This is a genomic window from Phenylobacterium sp. (assembly GCF_030693405.1).
Taxonomy (GTDB): Bacteria; Pseudomonadota; Alphaproteobacteria; order Caulobacterales; family Caulobacteraceae; genus Phenylobacterium.
Window position 1 is genome coordinate 1 of record NZ_JAUYAW010000036.1, and the last position, 18,761, is coordinate 18,761.

At 67.0% G+C, this 18,761-nt stretch carries 18 protein-coding genes; 12 read left to right on the forward strand and 6 right to left on the reverse strand.

Translation table 11 applies throughout. The features are described 5' to 3' along the window. From Q8N19_RS06775 to Q8N19_RS06810, 8 genes are all read left to right on the forward strand, one after another. Window positions 1–521: aminotransferase class V-fold PLP-dependent enzyme (locus tag Q8N19_RS06775; protein WP_305588818.1), on the forward strand; the 521-nt coding region annotated here is incomplete at its 5' end. 10 nt (window positions 522–531) lie between these two features. Further along, window positions 532–2,001, forward strand: coding sequence for a Fe-S cluster assembly protein SufB (gene sufB, locus Q8N19_RS06780; RefSeq protein WP_305588819.1), 1,470 nt, complete (start codon window positions 532–534; stop codon window positions 1,999–2,001). Window positions 2,002–2,027: 26 nt separating this feature from the next. Beyond that, window positions 2,028–2,399 carry a hypothetical protein gene (locus tag Q8N19_RS06785; RefSeq protein WP_305588820.1) on the forward strand — a complete coding sequence of 124 codons (372 nt, stop codon included), beginning with the start codon at window positions 2,028–2,030 and terminating at the stop codon, window positions 2,397–2,399. After that, entirely contained in the window at window positions 2,399–3,145 is a 747-nt protein-coding gene (sufC, locus tag Q8N19_RS06790; RefSeq protein WP_305588821.1) for a Fe-S cluster assembly ATPase SufC, read from the forward strand. The genes Q8N19_RS06785 and sufC overlap by 1 nt, the downstream gene beginning before the upstream one ends. Then, window positions 3,142–4,182 carry a Fe-S cluster assembly protein SufD gene (sufD, locus tag Q8N19_RS06795; RefSeq protein ID WP_305588822.1) on the forward strand — a complete coding sequence of 347 codons (1,041 nt, stop codon included), beginning with the start codon at window positions 3,142–3,144 and terminating at the stop codon, window positions 4,180–4,182. The genes sufC and sufD overlap by 4 nt, the downstream gene beginning before the upstream one ends. Next, entirely contained in the window at window positions 4,182–5,396 is a 1,215-nt protein-coding gene (locus Q8N19_RS06800; RefSeq protein ID WP_305588823.1) for an aminotransferase class V-fold PLP-dependent enzyme, read from the forward strand. Before sufD ends, Q8N19_RS06800 begins: the two co-directional genes overlap by 1 nt. 5 nt (window positions 5,397–5,401) lie before the next feature. After that, the gene (locus tag Q8N19_RS06805) at window positions 5,402–5,761 is read left to right on the forward strand and encodes an SUF system Fe-S cluster assembly protein (protein WP_305588824.1); all 360 of its coding nucleotides are present in this window, start codon (window positions 5,402–5,404) and stop codon (window positions 5,759–5,761) included. 15 nt (window positions 5,762–5,776) lie between these two features. Beyond that, window positions 5,777–6,181 (forward strand): iron-sulfur cluster assembly accessory protein, encoded by a 405-nt coding sequence (locus Q8N19_RS06810; RefSeq protein WP_305588827.1) that lies wholly within the window; start codon window positions 5,777–5,779, stop codon window positions 6,179–6,181. A gap of 8 nt (window positions 6,182–6,189) precedes the next feature. Here the strand turns inward: Q8N19_RS06810 and Q8N19_RS06815 are convergent, their stop codons facing one another. The 6 genes from Q8N19_RS06815 to Q8N19_RS06840 all read right to left on the reverse strand — a co-directional run bounded on the left by Q8N19_RS06815 (window position 6,190) and on the right by Q8N19_RS06840 (window position 14,042). Then, entirely contained in the window at window positions 6,190–6,999 is an 810-nt protein-coding gene (locus Q8N19_RS06815; RefSeq protein WP_305588835.1) for an enoyl-CoA hydratase/isomerase, read from the reverse strand. An 85-nt stretch (window positions 7,000–7,084) separates the two neighbouring features. Next, the gene (locus tag Q8N19_RS06820) at window positions 7,085–8,140 is read right to left on the reverse strand and encodes a diguanylate cyclase domain-containing protein (RefSeq protein ID WP_305588842.1); all 1,056 of its coding nucleotides are present in this window, start codon (window positions 8,138–8,140) and stop codon (window positions 7,085–7,087) included. 121 nt (window positions 8,141–8,261) lie between these two features. Further along, entirely contained in the window at window positions 8,262–9,869 is a 1,608-nt protein-coding gene (locus Q8N19_RS06825; RefSeq protein ID WP_305588863.1) for a DEAD/DEAH box helicase, read from the reverse strand. A 165-nt stretch (window positions 9,870–10,034) separates the two neighbouring features. After that, a complete protein-coding gene (gene parE, locus Q8N19_RS06830; RefSeq protein ID WP_305588871.1) occupies window positions 10,035–12,119 on the reverse strand; it encodes a DNA topoisomerase IV subunit B in 2,085 nt (694 codons plus the stop codon). A 137-nt stretch (window positions 12,120–12,256) separates the two neighbouring features. Then, window positions 12,257–13,666, reverse strand: coding sequence for a type I glutamate--ammonia ligase (gene glnA, locus Q8N19_RS06835; protein WP_305588873.1), 1,410 nt, complete (start codon window positions 13,664–13,666; stop codon window positions 12,257–12,259). Window positions 13,667–13,703: 37 nt separating this feature from the next. After that, window positions 13,704–14,042: a P-II family nitrogen regulator gene (locus Q8N19_RS06840; protein WP_293317003.1), complete on the reverse strand. Its 339-nt coding sequence runs from the start codon at window positions 14,040–14,042 to the stop codon at window positions 13,704–13,706. A 239-nt stretch (window positions 14,043–14,281) separates the two neighbouring features. On the opposite strand from Q8N19_RS06840, the gene Q8N19_RS06845 reads away from it, so the two are divergent. From Q8N19_RS06845 to Q8N19_RS06860, 4 genes are all read left to right on the forward strand, one after another. Then, a complete protein-coding gene (locus Q8N19_RS06845) occupies window positions 14,282–15,817 on the forward strand; it encodes an acetyl-CoA acetyltransferase (RefSeq protein WP_305588875.1) in 1,536 nt (511 codons plus the stop codon). 3 nt (window positions 15,818–15,820) lie between these two features. Next, complete coding sequence (locus tag Q8N19_RS06850; RefSeq protein WP_305588877.1) at window positions 15,821–16,390, forward strand: histidine phosphatase family protein; 570 nt, start codon at window positions 15,821–15,823, stop codon at window positions 16,388–16,390. 18 nt (window positions 16,391–16,408) lie between these two features. Next, window positions 16,409–17,854, forward strand: coding sequence for an NAD(P)H-hydrate dehydratase (locus Q8N19_RS06855; protein ID WP_305588879.1), 1,446 nt, complete (start codon window positions 16,409–16,411; stop codon window positions 17,852–17,854). A gap of 261 nt (window positions 17,855–18,115) precedes the next feature. Continuing rightward, window positions 18,116–18,757: a LysE family translocator gene (locus Q8N19_RS06860; RefSeq protein ID WP_305588881.1), complete on the forward strand. Its 642-nt coding sequence runs from the start codon at window positions 18,116–18,118 to the stop codon at window positions 18,755–18,757. Window positions 18,758–18,761: the final 4 nt, after the last annotated feature.

An 18,761-nucleotide genomic window follows, 5' to 3' on the forward strand; every position in this document is an offset into this window, starting at 1 on the left:
GGGCCCTGACCTTCGGACCTCGCGTCACCCTGGTCCGTCAGCTGCATGGGGGCGGCCAGGAGCGCGGCCGTCGGGCCGGGACCGAGAATGTCGCCGGACTGGCGGGCTTCGGCGCCGCGGCCGAAGCCGCCCAGCGGGACATGAGCGCCGCGGCCGCCCAGTCTGAGTGGCGCGACGCCGCCGAGGCGGCCCTGGTCGCCGCCGGTGCGGTCGCCATTGGTGAGCAGGCCCCGCGCCTGCCCAACACGCTTTGCATCGCCGCCCCGGGGTTTCCGGCCGAACTGCAGGTCATGACCCTGGACCTCGCCGGGATCATGGTCAGCGCCGGATCGGCCTGTTCCTCGGGGAAGGTGAAGGCAAGTCACGTGCTCCTGGCCATGGGCCTGGATCAGTGCGCTGGCGCGGCGATCCGCGTCTCGGGCGGCTGGTCCACTGGGGCTCAGGACTGGAAACACATGGTCGAAGCCTGGATCACGGCTTACGACCGCCACGCCGCGCGCCGTCGCGCGCCTGCGGCCTGAAGGAAGAACAATGCCCGCCGTCAAAAAGACCGTCGATTCTGTCGAGGCCCTGGAGCGCTACCAGCATGGCTTCATCACCAGCGTCGACCAGGAGTTCGCCCCCAAGGGCCTGAGCGCCGACATTGTCCGCTTCATCTCCGCCAAGAAGCAGGAGCCGGAGTGGATGCTGGAGTGGCGCCTCGCGGCCTATGAGCGCTGGCTGGCCATGGACGAGCCGGACTGGGCCAAGGTCAACTATCCCAGGATCGACTACCAGGACTCCTACTATTACGCCGCGCCCAAAGAGAAGATCGGGCCGATGAGCCTGGACGAGGTGGATCCGGAAATCCTGGCCACCTACGCCAAGCTCGGCATCCCCCTGCGCGAGCAGGAAGTCCTGGCCGGCGTCCAGGGGGCGCCGAAATACGCGGTGGATGCGGTGTTCGACAGCGTCTCGGTGGTCACCACCTTCAAGAAGGAGCTGGCTGCCGTCGGGGTGATCTTCTGTTCGTTCAGCGAGGCGGTGCGCGAGCATCCTGAGCTGGTGAAGAAGTACCTGGGCACGGTGGTGCCGGCTTCGGACAATTATTTCGCCTGCCTCAACAGCGCGGTCTTCTCCGACGGGAGCTTCGTCTATGTGCCGCCGGGGGTCCGCTGCCCCATGGAGCTGTCGACCTATTTCCGCATCAATGCGGCTGAGAGCGGCCAGTTCGAGCGGACCCTGATCATCGCCGATGAGGGCGCCTACGTCTCCTATCTGGAGGGTTGCACGGCCCCCATGCGGGACGAGAACCAGCTGCACGCCGCGGTGGTCGAGCTGGTCACTCTGGATGATGCGGAGATCAAATATTCCACCGTCCAGAACTGGTATCCAGGCGATCCCGAGACCGGCAAGGGCGGCATCTACAACTTCGTCACCAAGCGCGCCGACTGCCGCGGCGACCGCTCCAAGGTGTCCTGGACCCAGGTGGAGACCGGCTCGGCCATCACCTGGAAGTACCCGTCCTGCGTCCTGCGCGGGAAGGACAGCGTTGGCGAATTCTATTCCATCGCCATCACCAATGGCCGCCAGCAGGCCGACACCGGCACCAAGATGATCCATCTGGGGGAAGGGACCCGCTCGCGGATCATCTCCAAGGGCATCTCGGCCGGGAGATCGTCCAACACCTATCGCGGTCTGGTCTCGGCCCATCCCAAGGCCAAGGGCGCGCGGAACTTCACCCAGTGCGACAGCCTGCTGATCGGCAAGACCTGCGCGGCCCACACCGTGCCCTATATCGAGGCGCGCAATGGCCAGTCGGTGTTCGAGCACGAGGCCACCACCACCCGCCTGTCGGACGATCAGCTTTTTTATGTGATGCAGCGGGGGCTTTCCCAGGAGGAGGCCGTCCAGTTGCTGGTCAACGGCTTCGTCAAGGACGTGCTGCAGGAGCTCCCCATGGAGTTCGCCGTCGAAGCCCAGAAGCTCGTCGCCATCTCACTCGAAGGGTCCGTCGGATGACCCATGATCAAGCTCGGACCCTGTCTATGACTCTCAAAGCCGCATTCGAAGCCGAACATGCCCGCCGGGAGGCCGAGCGCCAGGCCCGGGAAGCGGCGGAACAGCAGCGACAGGCGGAAGATCTGGCCCGCGCCGAAGGCCTGGAAGCGATCCTGGCCAGAGACAGCGAGTTTCTGGCGAGCCGTGGCGTCGGGCTCGAGCGCCGTCGCTATACGGTGACCCTCGACCACGCCGACTACCGGATCGCCGCCTATTTCGAGGATGGTCAGGTGAGCGTGACGGCCTCGGACAAACGCAACGCCACCACCTCGGCTGCGCCACGAAAGCAGCAGTTCGCCGAAAGCGTCGAGGACGCAGTGCTGATCATGGCGCAATTCCTGGCTGATGAGACCCGCTGATGCTGTCGATCAAAAACCTGCACGCCCGTGTCGAGGCCGCCGAAATCCTCAAGGGCCTGAGCCTTGAGCTGCCGGCCGGGGAAGTCCACGCGATCATGGGACCCAATGGCGCCGGCAAGTCGACCCTCTCCTATGTGCTGACCGGCCGCCAGGGCTATGAGGTCACCGACGGAACCGCGACGCTGGACGGCGAGGACCTGCTCAGCCTGGAAGCCAATGAGCGCGCTGCGCGCGGGGTCTTCCTGTCGTTCCAGTATCCGCTGGAAATCCCCGGTGTCCCGGCCATGACCTTCCTGCGGACGGCCATGAACGCCCAGCACAAGGCTCGCGGCGAACCGGAAATCAGCGCGACCGACTTCCTGAAGCGGGCCCGTGAGGTCGCCGGCCAGCTGAAGATGGACTTCGACATGCTGAAGCGCCCACTGAACGTCGGCTTCTCAGGTGGTGAGAAGAAGCGGATGGAAATCTTTCAGATGGCGATGCTTTCGCCTCGCCTGCTCATCCTGGACGAGACCGATTCAGGCCTGGACATCGACGCCCTGAAGATCGTCGCCGACGGGGTCAACGCCCTGCGCCGCCCTGATCGGGCCATGCTGGTCATCACCCACTACCAGCGCCTGCTGGACTATATCCACCCCGACAAGGTGCATGTGCTGGCCGCTGGCCGCATCGCCGCCACCGGCGGTCCCGAACTGGCTCACGAGCTGGAGCGGGAAGGCTATGACAAGTATGCGAGGGCCGCTTGACCCTCTCACTGGCCCTTGAGGCGCGCGACCTCTCTCAGCTCCCCAGCCGTCGGGATGAAGACTGGCGATGGACTGACCTGCGTGGCCTGATCCGCGAACTGCCGGCGCCGTCCCCAGAGGTGAGCGCCGACCTGTCACCCGGCCCGTTCGGCGACGAGGGCCAGGCCGAGTTGCTCGTGGTCAATGGTCGGGTGTGGGGAGACGTAGGTCTGCTCACCCTGGCAGAGGGCGAGGCGAGGGTGGTTCGCCTCCGGTTTGTCTCCGCGACGGCCGCCACCGGGCATGGGATCAAGCTGGCCGTCAGTCTGGCCCCCGGAGCGCATCTGACGCTGCTGGAATCCTATGAGGGCCAGGCGCCGGACTATCTGGCCGATGCGGCCCTGAACGTCCGCCTGGAGACGGGCGCCCGCCTCGAGCGCATCGTCCTGGCAAGCGATCACGCCGAGGGGGTCAGCGTCAGCACCGCGAGCGTCAGCCTGGCGCCTGGGGCGGGCTTCGCCCAGACGGTGCTGACCGACGGGGCGCGGCGCCAGCGCCTGGAAACCCGGGTCGAGCATCCAGGTCAGTCGGCCGCCGTTCGGATGGACGGCGCCTATCTGATCGCTGACCGCCGTCACGCCGACCTGACCACGGCGGTCAACCACGCCGGAACGGACGGAACCACCGACCAGCTGGTCAAGGGCGTGGTGGCCGACCAGGGGCGCGGCGTCTTCCAGGGACGGATCACCGTCAGCCCTGGGGCAGATCGTACCGACGCGCGGATGGGGCACCACGCTCTGCTGCTGTCCGACCGGGCCGAGGTCAACGCCAAGCCAGAGCTGCTGATCTTCGCCGATGACGTGGCCTGTGCGCATGGCAATACGGTCGGCGCCCTGGATGAGGACGCCCTCTTCTACGCCCAGCAGCGCGGCATCCCCGAGGCTGAGGCCCGGGCCATGTTGACCGAGGCCTTCATCGGTGAGGTCATCGACCGCATCGTCCATGACGGCGCCCGCGAGGTCGCCCGCGCCTGGGCCGCCAAGAGGCGGGTGGGCTGATGGCGTTCGACGTCGAGGCCGTGCGCGCGGAGTTTCCGATTCTGCAGCGGCAGGTGAACGGCCATCCCCTAGTCTATCTGGACTCCGCGGCCTCGGCCCAGAAGCCTGAGGCTGTGATCTCGGCCATGAGCCGGGCCATGGAGACCTCCTACGCCAATGTGCATCGGGGTCTGCACACCCTGGCCAATGAGACCACCGAGGCGTTCGAACAGGCCAGGGCCTCCGTGGCCCGGTTCATCGGCGCGGACACCGATGAGGTGGTCTTCACCAAGGGCGCGACCGAAGCCATCAATCTGGTCGCCGCAGGGCTGGGCGCGGGGCTGAAGGCCGGCGACGAGATCCTGCTCACCCAGATGGAGCACCACGCCAACATCGTCCCCTGGCACTTCCTGCGCGAACGCTTGGGCGTCGTGCTGCGGTTCGCGCCCGTCACCGAGACCGGCGAGCTCGATCTGGCGGCCATGGGCCAGATGATGGGGCCCCGCACAAAGGTCGTGGCCTTCAGCCACATGTCGAATGTGCTGGGCACCGTAAATCCGGCCGCCGAGATCATCGGCATGGCCAAGGCGGCTGGCGCGCTCACCCTGGTGGATGGTTGCCAGGCGGTCGTTCACCAGGTGGTGGACGTCAAGGCGCTGGACGCCGACTTCTATGTCTTCTCCGGCCACAAGCTCTATGGGCCCACAGGGATCGGCGTCCTCTACGGGAAGCGCGAACGGCTGGCCGAGCTGCCGCCCTATCAGGGGGGCGGCGAGATGATCGCCACAGTGACGGAAGACGCCATCACCTATGCGGACTCCCCCCACCGGTTTGAAGCCGGGACCCCGGCCATCATCGAAGCCATCGGCCTGGGCGCGGCCATCGAGTGGCTGAGCGGCCTTGATCGGGAGGCTATCGCCGCCCACGAGGCGGCCCTCTACGCCCGGGTTCTCGACCAGCTCTCCGGCGCCAACTGGTTGCGGATCATCGGCGAGGCGCCGGGCAAGGGCGCGATCCTGTCCTTCACCATGGAGGGGGCGCACGCCCACGATGTGGCCCAGATCCTGGATCGCTACGGGGTCGCTGTCCGCGCCGGCGCCCATTGCGCCGAGCCGCTGATGCGCCGGTTTGGCGTCACCTCCAGCGCCCGGGCCTCCTTTGGCCTCTACAACACCGAGGCTGAGGCTGACGCCTTCGCCGCCGCCCTTTTCAAGACTCAGACCTTTTTCGCGTGAACGCCATGGATGACGCCCCCGCCACGACCACAGCCGCCACGCCCCTGTCCCAGGGCGAGTTGGATAAGCTGACCGATCAGCTGATCGACAAGCTCAAATCGGTCTATGACCCCGAGATCCCGGTCGACATTTATGAGCTCGGCCTGATCTACAAGGTCGACGTTTCCGACGACAAGGACGTGGCCATCGACATGACCCTGACCGCGCCGGGCTGCCCGGTGGCCGGAGAAATGCCGGGCTGGGTCCATGATGCGGTGATGGAGATCGGGGAGATTCGATCCTGCACTGTGGAGCTGGTTTTTGATCCCCCATGGGATCCTTCGCGGATGTCCGACGAAGCCAAGCTTCAACTCAACATGTTCTGACCCCATATCCTGATCATGGAACCTTTGAACCTCACTCCTGCGCCCCGCGCCCGCCGCCCCAGGCCCCAGGTCGTCTCCCTGACCGAGGCGGCGGCGGACCGCGTGCGCGACATCATGGCCCGGGCCGACAAGCCCTATGCGGGCCTGCGGGTGGGCGTGAAGAACGGCGGCTGCGCGGGCCAGGAGTATGTCCTGGAATATGCCGAGACCGCCGGCGCTATGGATGAGGTGGTGCAGGACAAGGGCGTGACTATCCTGGTCGAGCCCAAGGCCGTGCTGTTCCTGATCGGAACGGTGGTGGACTACGAGACAACCGCCCTGTCGTCCAAGTTCGTCTTCCGCAATCCCAACGAGACCGACGCCTGCGGCTGTGGCGAGAGCGTCACCATCGTGCCGCAGACCGACGAGTCTGAGGCTTAGGCCGCGCCTCAGCGGCCCTGGAACTGAGCCGGCCGCTTCTGCAGGAAGGCCACGACGCCCTCGCGGGAGTCCTCTGTCAGACCGGCTTCGCGCTGAACGACCCGTTCGGCGTGCAGCTGCTCGGCCCATTCGGCGTCGAGGCCGTCCCAGACCAGCTTGCGGATGTAGCCAAGCGCACGCGGTCCGGTGGCTAGCGCCTGGGCGAGCTCCATGGCGGTGTCCATCAGCTCGGCGTCGGGCACGCAGCGGTTGATCAGACCCCACTGCAGGGCCGTCGCCGCCGGCAGTTTTTCGCCCAGGAGGGTAAGTTCCATGGTCCGGGCCTTGCCCACCAGCCGGCTCAGCAGATAGGTGGCGCCGCCGTCCGGCACGAGCCCGATGCGACGGAAGGCCTGCAGGAAATAGCCGCTCTCTCCGGCCACGATCAGATCGCCCATCAGGGCGATGGAGCAGCCGATTCCGGCCGCCGCGCCGTTCACCGCGGTCACGATAGGGATCGGATAGTCGCGCATGCGCGTGACGAAGGGATTGTAGACGGTTTCCAGCGCGCTGCCGGAGTCTCGCGCCTGGGCCTGCATCTGGTCTTGGGCGGCGGGCGCATCGGCCCGACCGGTCAGGTTGGCGCCCGAACAGAAGCCGCGGCCCTCGCCGGTGATGACCACGCAGCGGACGCCGGATTCAGGCGCCGCGAAGCCCGCCATGGCGTCGTCCAGCTCGGCCATCAGGTCAAGGCCAGCGGCGTTGAGGGTCGACGGATCGCAAAGGGTGACCACCGCCACACCGTCGGAGACCGAGGTCTTGATCTTGCTGTAGGCCATGATGGGACTCCTCTGGTGCGCGGACTGCGATCCTGGAGGAACCTACGTTGCGTCAGCCAAGGAGGGAATGGGGCAGAGCCAATCCTCAGGCGGCGTCGGACAAGGGTTCGGCCATGCTCACGCGATTGCGCCCGCCATGCTTGGACGCATATAGCGCCGCGTCGGCCCGCTCCATCAAGCTGTGGGCCGACTCACCGGGATGCCGTTCGGCAAAGCCAGCCGAGACGGTGATGTTGCCCAGATCTTCATTGGTGGAGCGTCGCTTCAGCACCCGCGACCCGATCTCTTCGCGAATCTCTTCGAGCGCCACGGACGCGGCCTGGCGATCCTCGTTAGGGAAGATCAGCGCGAATTCCTCACCGCCATAGCGGGCGGCCATCCGCGGGGTGGCGCCCACCCGGCCGATGACGCTGGCCACATAGCGGATGACCTGGTCGCCGGTCTGGTGGCCCCAGGTGTCGTTGAAACCCTTGAAGTGGTCGATGTCGATCAAGGCCAAGGTCAGGCAGCCGCGGCCGGCATCGGCCTCCAGGCAGGCCCGCTCGAGTTCTTCGTCAAAGGCCTTTCGGTTGGCGAGGTTGGTCAGACCATCAGTGGTGGCCTCCCGGCGCACCAGCTCAAGGTGCTCGCGCAGGCGCGCAACTTCACTGCTGGATTCGCTGAGGCGCTTTTCGAGAGACTGATTCTCTAGCTGCACACGCTGGGTGGCGCCGGCCAGGGTCTTCACCGTCGCCTCCAGGCTGGCGACGTCTTTCTCAGCGGCCAGGGACTGGCTGGCGGTGGCCAGGGTGAGGCCATAGGCCTTGCTGGACTGTTTGGCGGAGTCGATGGCGGCCGAGACGGAGGCCAGTTCGCGGCTCAACTGGTCGCCAGTGTCGCGTATCTGCTCATTGAGCTTGGCCTTGGGCAGGTAAAGGGCCGCTAGCTCCTCGCTCACCTGATCTGTGAACGCCGTGCCTGCCGAGAGCATGCGGGTCATTTCCTGGCCCAGCGGCGCATTGGGTGCGGCGAGGAAATGGATCCACAGTTCGAAATTCAAGGAGGTCGGCCAGATCCGATGGCGTTCCATCTCTTCGATGGCCTTGCGGGCCAGGCCGAAGCCCTCCGGGCCCCTGAGCCGTATCTCGAGTTCATGAGACATTGACTGCCTTCCCTGCCCACCGCGGCCGACATCCGACCCCACGGTTTCCCCCGCACCTTGAGCGTGACCTTAAAGGCCAGAATCAAACGACCGGTTAAGGCGATACCGCCGGTCGCAGATCCTAGTCGTCCCGGGTCGGGGTCGGCCGAAGAAGGAAGGCTGGCGTGTCGCCGCCGAATCCGCGGACGCCATTGCGGTTGTCGTCGGCCTCGTCGCGGGCCTTGACCCCCCGGATGGGACGTTCCGCCTGACGCGGGGCGCGGCGTGGAGCCGGCTCAGGCGCCGCTGTGTCCTGCGGCGCCGGTTCCGGGGCGGCCACGACGGTTTCAACCGGCTGGTCTGCGGTTCGGTCAGGCCGGGCGCGGGTCCGCGTGCGGCTCCGGGCTCTCGGACGATCCTCGGCCGCCGGCGCCTCTGTTGGCGCAGGCGCGGCTTCAACCGCCTGGACAGCTTCCGGAGGGGCGGGCGCGGTCTGATCGGCGTCGTCACGGCTCGGGCGTCGGCCGCGGGCGGGCGCGCGGGACTCGCCCCGGCGACCGTCGCGGCTGGAGGCGCCTCGGCCGCCGCTGCGGCCGCGCTCGTCCGTAAGGCTCGCCCAGTCGAGGTCCAGGGGCGCCAACTGCGGCGTCTGGCCGATCAGCTTCAGCACCTTGTCCAGGGACTTGGAGTCCGCGGGGGTGACGATCATATAGGTTTCGCCGGTCCGCCCAGCCCGCCCGGTCCGCCCGATGCGGTGGACATAGTCGTCGGCGTGGTGAGGGACGTCATAGTTGAATACGTGGCTGACGGCCGGAATATCCAGGCCACGGGCCGCCACGTCCGAAGCCACCAGGAGCTTCAGCTCGCCCTTGCGGAAGCTCTCCAGCGTCCGGGTGCGCGTCGCCTGATCCAGATCGCCGTGGATCGGGGAGGCGTCAAAGCCATGGCTCTTCAGCGACTTGGCGACGATGTCGACTTCGGTCTTCCGGTTGCAGAAGACGATGCCGTTCTTCACATCGGCCCGCTCGGCCAGGGCGCGCAGCGCCGCGCGCTTGGCCTTGGAATCAGAGACCGGAAGTTCGGTGATGTACTGGGTGATGGTTTCGGCGGTGGTGGCCGGGCGGCTCGCCTCGATCCGGGTGGGATCATTGAGGAACTGCTTGGTCAGCCGGGTGATCTCCGGCGGCATGGTGGCCGAGAAGAACAGCACCTGACGCTTGGGCGGCGTCATTTTGAAGATGCGCTCGATGTCGGGGATGAAGCCCATGTCGAGCATGCGGTCGGCCTCATCGACCACCAGCATCTGGACCCCGGTGAGCAGCAGCTTGCCGCGCTCGAAATGGTCCAGCAGGCGACCGGGCGTGGCGATCAGCACGTCGACGCCCCGGTCGAGCTTGGCTTCCTGGTCGCCGAACGAGACGCCGCCGATCAGCAGAGCCCAGCTGAGCTTGTGGTACTTGGCGTACCGCTCGAAGGACATCGAAACCTGGTCGGCCAGCTCCCGGGTCGGGGCGATCACCAGGGCGCGAGGCATGCGGGCCTTGGAGCGGCCGGCCGCCAGCCGATCAATCATCGGCAGGGTGAAGGCCGCGGTCTTACCGGTGCCGGTCTGGGCGATACCCAGGACGTCGCGTCCGGCAAGGGCGACAGGGATCGCCGCCTCCTGGATGGGAGTCGCATCGGTGTAGCCGGTTTCGGCGATGGCCTTCAGCGTCGAATCCGACAGGCCCAGAGAGGAAAATTCAGTCATTCATCGGCAAATCAAGATCAGCGGGCGTCACGTCGCGCCCCTGATCGACAAGCGCGGCGTGATCGACGCGCGCCGCGGAACATAGGCGGAAGCGCTTTCAAGTCAACGCATGTCGCCCGGCTAAGCCGCATGGAGGCGCCGATTGTTCGCGCGGCGCCGCAGGTCTCAGACATCGAGATCTTCGGTGGCGAATTCCGCGTTCTCCTGGATGAAGCGGAAGCGAAGTTCGGCCTTGCGTCCCATGAGGGCCTCCACCAGGTCGATTACGGCCTCTTCCGAACGCGGCAGGGTGACCCGGGCCAGGATGCGTTTGGCCGGGTCCATGGTGGTTTCCTTGAGCTGGGCGGGCATCATTTCCCCCAGGCCCTTGAAGCGTCCGATCTCGGGCTTCTTGCCCTTGAAGTCGGTGGCCAGCAGCTCCTCGCGGTGGGCGTCGTCGCGGGCGTAGACGGTCTTGCCCCCGTGGCTGAGCCGGTAGAGCGGCGGCAGGGCGAGGAAGAGCCGGCCGGCCCGGATCAGACCCGGCATGGTTCGATAGAAGAAGGTGATCAGCAGCGAGGCGATATGGGCGCCGTCCACATCGGCGTCGGTCATGATGACGATGCGCTCGTAGCGCAGGTCCTCTTCCTTGAACTTCGCCCCGGGCTGTACGCCCAGAGCCAGCATCAGGTCACTGAGCTCCTTATTGGCCCCCAGCTTTTCGGCGCCGGCCGAGGCCACGTTCAGGATCTTGCCGCGCAGGGGGAGAATGGCCTGGGTGCGGCGGTCTCGGGCCTGCTTGGCCGAGCCGCCGGCCGAATCGCCCTCCACCAGGAACAGTTCGGTGCCGTCAGAGGCCTGGATGGCGCAGTCGGCCAGCTTGCCCGGCAGGCGCAGCTTTCGGGTCGCCGAAGCGCGGGCGACGTCCCGGTCCTTGCGCCGCTTCAGCCGCTCTTCGGCCCGCTCGATGACGAAGGCCAGCAGGGCGCTGGCGGCCTTGGGCTGGGCGGTCAGCCAATGGTCGAAGGGGTCGCGCAGGGCGGCCTCCACCAGGCGCTGGGCGTCGCTGGAGGACAGGCGCTCCTTGGTCTGGCCCTGGAACTCGGGATTCTTGACGAAGACGCTGATCAGGGCGCCGGCCTGGGCGACCACGTCCTCGGCGGTGATCAGGGTCCCGCGCTTCTCATTGGTCAGTTCTGCGTAGGCCTTCAGGCCGCGGGTGAGGGCGGCGCGCAGGCCGGCCTCATGGGTGCCGCCCTCGGGCGTCGGCACAGTGTTGCAGTAGGACCGCATGAAGCCGTCGGCCTCGCCGAACCCTTCGGCGGTCCAGGTGATCGCCCACTCCACCGCGCCGGCCTCGCCCTGGCGGGTGAAGCGTCCGGCGAAGGGCTCAGGCGTCACGGTTTCGAGCTTCTCTGCCTGCTCGGCCAGATAGTCGGCCAGGCCGTTGGGAAAGCGGAACACCGCCTCCGCCGGGGTCTGGTCCTGGATCCGGGCGGGATCACACTTCCAGCGGATCTCCACCCCGCCGAACAGATAGGCTTTCGAGCGCGCCATCCGATAGAGCCGGGCGGGCTTGAAGGCGGCCCCTTCGCCGAAGATCTGAGGGTCGGGCAGGAAGCGGATCATGGTGCCGTGCTTGCGGCTGGGTTGGCCCTTCTCGATGGCCCCCAGCGGCTTGCCCCGGGCGAAGGCCTGGCGCCACTCGAAGCCGTCCTTCCAGGCCGTCACCTCGACCAGTTCCGACAGCGCGTTGACCACCGAGACGCCGACCCCGTGCAGGCCGCCGGACGTCTCATAGGCCTTGCCGGAGAATTTCCCGCCCGAGTGCAGCACCGTCATGATGACTTCCAGGGCCGACTTGCCCGGGTGCTTGGGATGGGGATCGACAGGAATGCCGCGACCGTCGTCCTTGACGCTGAGATAGCCGTCGGCGTCGAGGCTGACCTCGATGAACTTGGCGTGGCCGGCGACGGCCTCGTCCATGGCGTTGTCCAGCACCTCGGCGAACAGATGGTGCAGGGCCCGCTCATCGGTGCCGCCGATATACATGCCCGGCCGCTTGCGCACCGGCTCCAGCCCCTCAAGGACCTCGATGTCCTTGGCCGAGTAGCCCCCGGCCGTGTCCGCGCCGGCCTGAGGCGCCTTGCTGGCCGGCGGCGGCGGAGGCGGCGGGCTGGGGCGCGGCTCATGGCTCTGCGCCAGCGGCGAGGCGGCCGGCGGGTTCAGGGCGTCATCGAAGAGGGAGGCTTGGGGAGGGGCCTTGGACATTGGCTCGGAAGCTGGGGCGATTCGGGAGGCCCCGGTATGAATCGGGGGGCGAGACAAATCAATGCGTAGGGCCCTGAACGGAAAAAGGGCCGCAGCTTGCGCCGCGGCCCCTCAAATCCAACCTCAGGCGTTGAGGCTTAGCACTTGTAGTACATGTCGAATTCGACGGGGTGCGGATGCAGTTGCAGGCGCATCACCTCTTCCATCTTCAGCTCGATATAGCTGTCGATGAAGTCGTCATCCATCACGCCGCCCTTCTTGAGGAAGGCGCGGTCCTTGTCGAGGTTCTCCAGGGCTTCACGCAGGGAGCCGCAGACTTCCGGAACCTTCTTCTGCTCGCGCGGCGGCAGGTCATAGAGGTTCTTGTCCATGGCCGGACCCGGATCGATCTTGTTCTCGATCCCGTCGAGGCCAGCCATCAGCAGGGCGACGAAGGTCAGATAGGGGTTGCCCATCGGATCGGGGAAGCGGGCCTCGATGCGCTTGGCCTTCGGCGAGTCCACGTGCGGGATGCGGATGGAGGCCGAGCGGTTACGCGACGAATAGGCCAGTTTCACGGGCGCTTCGTAGCCGGGCACCAGGCGCTTGTAGCTGTTGGTGGTGGAGTTGGCGAAGGCGTTGATGGCCTTGGCGTGCTTGATGATGCCGCCGATGTACCAGAGGCAGTCCTGCGACAGGCCGGCATACTTGTCGCCGGCGAACATGGGCTGGCCGTCCTTCCAGATCGACTGGTGGACGTGCATGCCCGAGCCGTTGTCGCCGAACATCGGCTTGGCCATGAAGGTGGCGGTCTTGCCGTAGGCGGCGGCGACGTTGTGGATGACGTACTTATAGAGCTGCATCCGGTCGGCCATGGTCAGCAGATCGGAGAACTTCAGGCCAAGCTCGTGCTGGGCCGGCGCCACCTCGTGGTGGTGCTTTTCGGGCTGCATGCCCAGCTCGCCCATGACGGCCAGCATTTCGCCGCGCAGGTCCTGGGCGGAGTCCACGGGGTTGACCGGGAAGTAGCCGCCCTTGGGGCCGGGCCGATGGCCCATATTGCCCTCGGCATATTCCTTGGACGAGTTCACCGGCAGTTCGGTGGAGTCGAAGGCGTAGCCGGTGTTGTGGCCGGCCGTAGACCAGCGAACGTCGTCAAACAGGAAGAACTCGGCCTCGGGGCCGAAATAGACGGTGTCGCCGATGCCCGCCGACTTCACATAGTTCAGGGCCGCCTTGGCGATGGAGCGCGGGTCGCGGTTGTAGGGGGTGTTGGTGTCGGGGTTCAGCACGTCGCAGAACAGGCAGAGCGTCGTCTGCTGATAGAAGGGGTCAATATAGGCCGAGTTCAGGTCCGGACGCAGCTTCATGTCGGACTCGTTGATGGCCTTCCAGCCGACGATCGACGAGCCGTCGAACATGGTGCCGTCGGTCAGGAAGTCGTCATCGACCAGGTCGATGTCGAACGTCACATGCTGCATCTTGCCGCGGATGTCGGTGAAGCGAACGTCGACATATTTGACGTCCTTCTCAGCGATCATATCCAGGATGTCTTTGGCGGTAGTCATGGCGGTTATCCCCTAACTCGCGTGATAGGTCAGAACGTCAAACCGCAAGCGCGCCGGTTTCACCGGTGCGAATGCGCAGAACCTCAATGATCTCGGAGACGAAGATCTTCCCGTCTCCGATGCGGCCCGTGCGCGCCGCGGTGGTGATTGCCTCAAGGGCGCTATCGAGCTGGTCGTCGGCGACCACCACCTCGATCTTAATCTTGGGCAGGAAGTCCACGACATATTCAGCGCCGCGGTACAGCTCCGTCTGCCCCTTCTGCCGTCCATAGCCCTTGGCCTCAAGCACGGTCATGCCCTGCACGCCCAGTTCCTGAAGGGCTTCCTTCACCTCGTCGAGCTTGAACGGCTTAATGACGGCTTCGATCTTCTTCATGGGGCCTCGTCGGACTGAACGCGCCGCCCTGCTCAAAGGGGGTGAAAGGGACGGAGCATGCCGGGCCGCGGGGCGACAAGAGGGCGCCTCGCCAGGAGTTTGGCGCGGGGCTGCGAAATCGCCGGGTGCGCGCGAAATAGGCAGACGGCGCCCAATGGTTGTGCGCTGCGGAAATGGCCTTGTGAGCCGCCGATAGGCCCCTAGGATCGCGCGGCGCAGTTGGGTGAGGAGGCGTTGCCATGGACGATAGAACCCCAGTTCTGATCGGGGCGGGACAATTCACATATCGGGGCGAGCCGCAGGTTTCCCCGGCGCCCACGCAACTGCTGAAGATTGCGGCGCTCGCCGCGGCTCGCGACGCCGGCCTCAGCGAGGCTCAGCTGGCGAGGATCGACAGCCTGGCCGTGGTGGGCTTCACGGTCGATGCGCCGGGAGGCGGACGGGCCACGCCGCACAGCACCAATCCGCCAACCAGTCTCGCCAGGGCCTTGGGCGCCGCCCCGGACTGGTCAGTCTATTCCCATATGGGCGGCAACAGCCCCCAGCAGCTCATCAACGTGCTCTGTGAGCGAGTCGCCCGGGGCGAAACCAGCCTTGGCCTGGTGGTCGGCTGTGAGTTCCTGGGCTCAGCCACCAAGCGCATGACCCGAGGGTTTGGCTTCGACGACTGGAATGAAGACCAGGAGCTCCCCGCGCCCGAGCGGATCGGCGACCCGCGCCCCGGCGCGACGCCCTATGAGGCCCGGCACGGCCTCGGGCGGCCGATCAACACCTATCCGCTGTTCGAGAACGCCCTGCGCGCCAGGGACGGGCGGAGCATCCCCGACCACCAGGCGCGAATGGGCGCCCTGTTCGCCCCGTTCACCGAGGTTGCGGCGCGCAATCCGGAGGCTTGGTTCCCGATCGCGCGATCGGCTGATGAGCTGGTGACGGTCACCGACCGCAACCGCATGGTCGGTTTCCCCTACACCAAGTATCTCAACGCCATCATGGACGTGGACCAGTCTGCGGGCGTCCTTGTGGCCAGCCTCGCCAAGGCCCGTGAGCTGGGGGTGGCCGAGGACCAACTGGTCTATCTTCATGGCTGCGCCGACGCCGCCGACCTCTGGTATCCCCTGGATCGCCAGAACTTCCATTCCAGTCCCGCCATGCGCCTGACCGGCGCGCGCGCTCTGGAGATGGCCGGGATCGGGCTCTCCGACATCGGGATCATCGATCTCTATTCCTGCTTCCCCGTGGCCGTGGAGATCGGCGCGGAGGAGCTGGGGCTGGCCCTGGATGATCCCCGGGGGCTGACGGTCACCGGCGGGCTGCCCTATGCCGGGGGGCCGGGGAACAACTACGCCATGCACTCCATCGCCGTGATGATGCAGCGGCTGCGGGCGGCCCGGGAAGACTATGGTCTGGTCACGGCCAATGGCTGGTTTCTGACCAAGCAGTCCACCGGCGTCTATTCCTGCCGACCCCCGAAAACCCCGTTCGAGCGCCAGGACCCGGCGGTCATCCAGCGGGAGATCGACGCCCTGCCGCATCCGGTTGTCACAGAGACCCCTCAGGGTCGCGCTGTGATCGAGACCTATACCGTCGTTCATGGCCGCGAGGGCTATCTGATGGGGATTGTGGTGGGCCGCGACGAGGCCGACCGACGCTTCGTCGCCCACACCCCCGCTGATCCCGCCGTTCTCGAAAGCCTGGAGGCGGTGGAATCCGTCGGGCGGACGGGTAGGGTGGGGCCTGCCCCCGAGGGTCAACGCAACCTCTTTGTTCCGGACTAGCCCATGCCGCGTCTCTATCTGATCCGCCACGGAAAGCCTGCCGCCACCTGGGGTGGCCATGATGACGATCCGGGGCTGGATGAGACGGGCCGCCAGCAGGCGGCTGCGGCTCGAGACCATCTGTTGGGCCTGCCCGATGGTCATCGCCCCCGGCTGGTTGTCTCGTCCCCGCTGGCCCGCTGTCGCGAGACCGCCGAGCCGACCGCGCGCGCCCTGGGCGTGGAGGTCGAGATCGATCCGGGGGTCGGCGAGATTCCGACGCCCGCCTCTCTTGCCGCCGCAGACCGCGGTGAGTGGCTGCGCCAGGCCTTTCAGGGCGCCTGGGGTGAGATCACGGGCGACCTGGACTATGACGCCTGGCGGCGGCAGGTGGCGCAGGCGCTGCACGCCCGCGGCGACACGGCCGTCTTCAGTCATTTCGTGGCCATCAATGCAGTGGTCTCGCTGCTCACCGGCGAGGACCGCGTAGTCAGCTTCCGTCCAGATCATACTTCGATCACCGTCTTGGAAACCGACGGTAAGACCTTGACCTTGGTGGAGAAGGGGCGAGAAGCCTCCACCGGCGTACTGTAGCAGACCAGCGGAGGTCCCGTGGCGGCCAAACAGATTCTGACCGTAGCCGAGATGGCTGCGGCTGATCGCGCGGCGGTGGCCGCGGGGACCCCGGCCCTTGAGTTGATGTCACGGGCTGGCGCTGCGGTGGTCGGCGCTGTCGTCTGTCGCTTTTCCCCCTGCGAGACGGTGGTCCTTTGTGGTCCCGGCGACAATGGCGGCGACGGCTATGTGGTGGCGCGGCTTCTGGCTGAACAGGGTTGGCCGGTGCGGGTCGCCGCCGTCGCCCCGCCGAGCTCTCCCAGCGCCAAGGCCATGGCCGCCCAGTGGACCGGGGTGACGCTCGATCTCGACGCAGAGCTGGAGGCCGAGCTCTTTATCGACGCCCTGTTTGGCGCAGGCCTGTCAGGTCCGCTGTCGGGGGATGCGGCCCGGGTGGTCCAGCAGATCAATGCGGTTCCGGAACGCGTTGTCGCTGTTGACGTGCCGAGCGGTCTGCCTGGGGATACGGGCCAGCCGCAAGGCGTCTGTGGCCGCGCGGCGCTGACGGTGACGTTTCACGCCCGCAAGCCCGCCCATGTGCTTGAGCCGGGCCGGGGGCGCTGCGGCGAGGTGATCGTCGCCGATATCGGGCTGGCCCCCTCGGAGGCGACCCTTTTCGAAAACGGCCCCGACCTTTGGGCGGCGCGGTTTCCCTGGCCGACAGCGGCCTCGCACAAGCACGCCCGGGGCCGGCTGGTGGTGGTGAGCGGCCCGGCCTGGAGCACAGGCGCAGCGCGGCTGGCCGCCCGGGGCGGCCTGCGGATCGGCGCCGGCGTGGTCACTGTCCTGTCGCCGGGCGAGGCGCTGGCGACCAATGCCGCCCATCTGGAAGCCATCATGCTGCGGCCCTTCGAGACTGAGGCCGAGCTTGAGGCCCTGGCGACTGAGGTGGACGCCGCCGTGATCGGTCCCGCCGCCGGGGTCAGCGAGACGACCCTGATGAATGTCCTGGCGCTCGCCCGCACGGGCGCGGCCCTGGTGCTCGACGCCGACGCCATCACGGTGTTCCAGCAGGATCCCGAGGAGCTGTTCTCGGTGCTGGACCGGGACGATGTGCTCACGCCGCATCCGGGCGAGTTCGACCGGCTGTTTCCCGGCGTTCTGGCGGGCGAAACCGACCGGATCACCGCCACGCGCCGGGCCGCAGAGCTGGCGGACGCCGTCGTCCTGCTGAAGGGTCCGGACACGGTCGTCGCTGCGCCGGATGGACGCGCCGCCGTCGCCCTGAACGGCTCACCCTGGCTGGCTACGGCCGGATCGGGTGATGTGCTGGCGGGGTTCATCGGGGGGCTGATCGCCCAGGGGATGGACAGCTTCGAGGCCGCCTGTGCGGCGACCTGGATCCATGCCGAGGCCGCTCATGCCCACGGCCCAGGGCTGATCGCCGAAGACCTGCCGGACCTGACGCCAGGGGTGCTGCGAGGGCTGTACGTCGCACGCTAGACCAGGAGCGATTGCTCTGTTAGCGATCCGAGGTCGTTCTAGAGCCGTGACCTGTGTCTCGCCTGACCCGCAACTCCGTCCTTGCTGACGCACCTGTAGCCGCCGGCGCGGCGATGGTGCGCGGGGCGCGGGCTGGGGAAACAGGGACCAGAATCTAGCCACAGCGCTGGATGACGACATCCTCCCCAAGCCCGGCCGTGATGGCGGGCGGGGTCGAGACGACGCCGGAGCGCACATCAGGCCCGTTCCGGACACCAACCCATGACAGGCTACACCCCACAACTCCTTGGCGCGCTCGGCCTCTTCGCCTTCGCCTCGTCAATCACGCCAGGCCCCAACAACGCCATGCTGATGACGTCTGGCGCCAATTATGGCTTTGCCCGCACCCTGCCGCACCTGGCCGGGGTGGTGCTGGGGTTTACGATCCTGCTGTTGGCCGTGGGGTTTGGCCTGGGCGGCCTGTTCTCGGCCCATCCCACCGCGCACACGGCGCTAAAGGCGCTGGGCGCGGCCTATCTGCTCTGGCTCGCCTGGAAGATTGCTGGCGCCGAGGGCATGGGGGAGAGGGCGGCGAGCGCCCGGCCCTTCACCTTCCTCCAGGCCGCCGGTTTCCAGTGGGTCAACCCTAAGGCCTGGACCATGGCGGTCGGCGTCGCGGCCGCCTATGTGCCGCAACAAGGCGGCGTCCTCGACATGCTGATCGCTGGTCTGGTGGTCTTCGCCATCAGCATTCCCTGCGCGGCCGCCTGGGCGGGGTCCGGCGTGGCGCTTCGCCGCCTGTTGGAGGAGCCCAGCGCGCTCAGGCTGTTCAACTGGACCATGGCCGCGCTGCTTCTGGCGTCGCTGGCGCCGGTTCTGATGGAGTTGGCCCAGACGATAGCGGCGGTGGTCAAGCCAGCTTGACGCG